The following is a 3,156-nucleotide window of genomic DNA, read 5'->3' as shown; positions in this document are numbered from 1 at the left end:
ATTCACTCATCCACTCAATCACTCATTCAAAACTATTTTAACTCTTAAACTCCTAAACTCTCTAACTTCTAAGCTTCTGCCTTCATTTTGGTACGCTCGATACCGAACCGGAGGATGCGGTCGATAAAGTCGTAGGGCTTATACCCGTTGATGGCCGTCTGGTGAAAGATACAGGTAGCCGGTGTCATACCTGGCAGTGAGTTCACCTCAATGATAATCGTCTCCACCTCGTCGTTCTCAAGGACCCGCACAAACGCGTCAATACGGGCATACCCTTCGATCTGCAGGATCTGTGCCACGCGCCGCAGGTCTTCTTTCACCTTGTCCGATATCTTCTGGCGGCGAACCGGATCCGCGGCATATCGTGCCGGCGTGATGTTCTGACCTTCCCCGGCCAGGAATTTCTCTTCCAGCGACAGTACCTCTCCTTCTGCCAGTGCTTCCGATGCTTCAAATACTTCGTACTCCACCGTGCCATCCGGGTTATACCGGGTCAGCAGGCCGCCTGTGATTTCCAGGAAATGTTTGGCGCCGTTCCGGCTGATGAGTGTCTCGACCAGGAAGCCGGCTTTATTCGGGAACTCTTCCTTGAAGCCAAGCGATAGGGTACGGGCACAGTCTGTGTCCAGTTCCTCCATTTCACGGAAGATCAGGGTAGCAAAAGCCTCCAGTTCCGCCCGGTTCTTTATTTTCTTTACGGCAGAGCTGCAGCCATCGTCTGCCGGTTTGGCAATGAACGGATACGGGAATGCGGCTTCTATACCCTGGAAGAAGGCCTCTTTATCAGCCAGCCATTCTTCTTTCATGGCCATGAAGTGCTTGGCAACCGGCACACCGTGTTTTGCCAGCAGCTCGTTTGTATCGTATTTGTTGATCGTGATTTGCGAAGAGCGTATACCCGAACCGTTGTAGGGAATGTAGAGCTTCTCCAGCTCCTGCTGCAAAGCACCATCCTCGCCCGGACGACCATGCAGGGCAATGAACACCGCATCTACCAAGTTTTTGAGCTGGCTGTAGGTGAGGCGCTGCGGCTCCTCGAGGCTGCGGCCCGTATACTTGCGTGTGATGCCTTCTGCCTCGCGGATGATCTCCTGCAGCACCGGGTGCGGCTTGCCTCCCTGCTCAAAATGCTGGATCTTCTCCCTGATATCATCGGCATTGTCTTTCAGCATGATGTTGATCGGGATGCTGTAGAGCCGGTGCGCCTCGTTGCTGCCTGTCAGGAAGATAGGAAGCGGCTCGTATTCTGTTGAGGAAGAAAGCTTCTCGTAGATATTACGCCCGCTCTCCACAGATATGTGGCGTTCGGAGGAATAACCGCCCATGATCACACCCACCCGAATCTTGTCATGCCGGTGCGCCTGCTCTTCCTTGATGGCCTTGTCCAACTGCTGCAAGAGCCTCGTCAGCGTCACAGTATCCTTTCCGGACTTGAGGCGTTCGGACACCGAAGTACGAATGATGTAAGTCAGGAACTGCGAAGGGTTGAGGCCGATCTCAGCCGCCTGGTGGAAGAAGAACGACGAGGGTAGCATACCTGATGTGGTGTTCGGGTCGTTCAGGAAGATGTCGCCAGCCTCTGTAATAAAACCATCCAGTCGGGCGTATACGTTGAAGCCCAGGTCCACGAACAGTTTGCTGCAGTTGCGGCGAATCTGCTGTATTTGCTCCGAAGGCAGGTTGATCGGCGTGATCTTACGGGCCAGACCCGGCAGATACTTGGAGCGGTAATCGAATACCTCATTGCCCTTCACGATCTCAGTCGGAGGCAATGCAATAGGATTGCCTGCTTCATCCTGTACCACAATACACGAGAATTCGCGTCCGTTGATAAAGGCTTCTACCAGCACCTGCTGCTCATGCTCTACACTGGTCAGCGTAATAATTTCAGCAGAAGTGTTTTCGAAGGTATAGTTAATGTGCTTCAGCAACTCTTCGGGATGGTACAGAATGGTGCCGTCTTCCAGGGTAACCGGCATACCGATCCCTTCCCGGATATCTACCAGCTGTTTCATGCTGGCCACCTGCTTCTCCTCACCCAGTGCCTTCCAAGTTACCTTGTATATATTCTTAGTAAAGAAACTACGGTCCATGCCCTGCTCAAATTGGGCATAATTGTGCTCCTTGACGATGGAAACACCGATGGAGGAACCCTGGTGAGGGGCCTTGAGCACCAGCGGAAGTCCCAGGTCAGCTACCAGCGACTCAAATAGCTGCCGGCGGTTTTCCTGATTTTTCCAGTCGGCATACTGTACCTTGCGGTAGTCGGGGGTCGGAAAGCCATGCTGGCGGAGCATTTCCTTCTGCGCGGCTTTGTCTATACCTATAGCGGAAGGAAGTATACCGGAGCCGGAGTAAGGAATATGGTACCATTCCAGCAGCCCCTGTATGCTGCCGTCTTCCCCATAAGGCCCGTGCAAGGCCAGGAAAGCAAAGTCAAAGTGATTGCGAAACTCATGCGGCAACAGGCGCTTGCCCGCCTTGGCAATGATACGATCCTGCTCTTCCAGGCTCAGTTCCCCCATAGACTCCAGGTATATCTGCAGCCCGTGCTCGCTCTCCGGCAACACTTCTACGGGCGGGTAAAAGTCCCGGATCGTGCCTTTGTAGATGTACTGCCAGTCCAGCAGGATGAAATTGCCCAGACTGTCTGCAAATACCGGAACGGCCTCAAACAGGGCCTTGTCCAGGTTGTCGTATACTGTACGGCCGCCAGCAAAGGATATCTCACGCTCACGTGACGGTCCACCGAAAATTATTCCTACTCTCATGGTCTGCAAAGGTAACAAATACACGGGTAATTTAAGGGGCAAAAGATACTGGAAGCATTTTGAAATACATAGTAAAAACAGGTTTTATGATGGTTTCAGTATCCAGTATAGTTGACTATTGCCATAATTCGATGTTAGATCATCAATAGTCTGGTGTAATCTGGTTTTTCTAAGGATGCTTTTAGGGGAGGCATACGCTTAGAGCCAATACGCTTTTATGGAGTAGCAACCTCCCTGCACTGCCCTGATGCTCCCTTTTATTTCCCAGCATGTCAGCGCTCCACCCAACGACCGGGAGAAGTTTGATAGCAGGCACTTCTACAGTTGGAACAGTTCATGTATTGGCTATACCGGGTCCAACCACCCCTGCCCCTCAGAGCTACGC

1 protein-coding gene is annotated in these 3,156 nt (G+C 52.2%); it reads right to left on the bottom strand.

All coding sequences use genetic code 11. The features are described 5' to 3' along the window. Positions 1 to 68: 68 nt before the first annotated feature. The gene (locus tag OB13_RS15760) at positions 69 to 2,771 is read right to left on the bottom strand and encodes a D-alanine--D-alanine ligase family protein (RefSeq protein ID WP_461491134.1); all 2,703 of its coding nucleotides are present in this window, start codon (positions 2,769 to 2,771) and stop codon (positions 69 to 71) included. Between the last annotated feature and the right edge of the window lie 385 nt (positions 2,772 to 3,156).

The organism is Pontibacter sp. HJ8 (assembly GCF_054824225.1).
Note: the sequence above shows the minus strand (reverse complement) of the source record. Positions and strands in the feature narration are given on the sequence as shown.

Excerpts from the sequence above, each read along its gene's own strand:
- OB13_RS15760 (WP_461491134.1), bottom strand. The coding sequence starts at position 2,771 with ATGAGAGTAGGAATAATTTTCGGTGGACCGTCACGTGAGCGTGAGATA.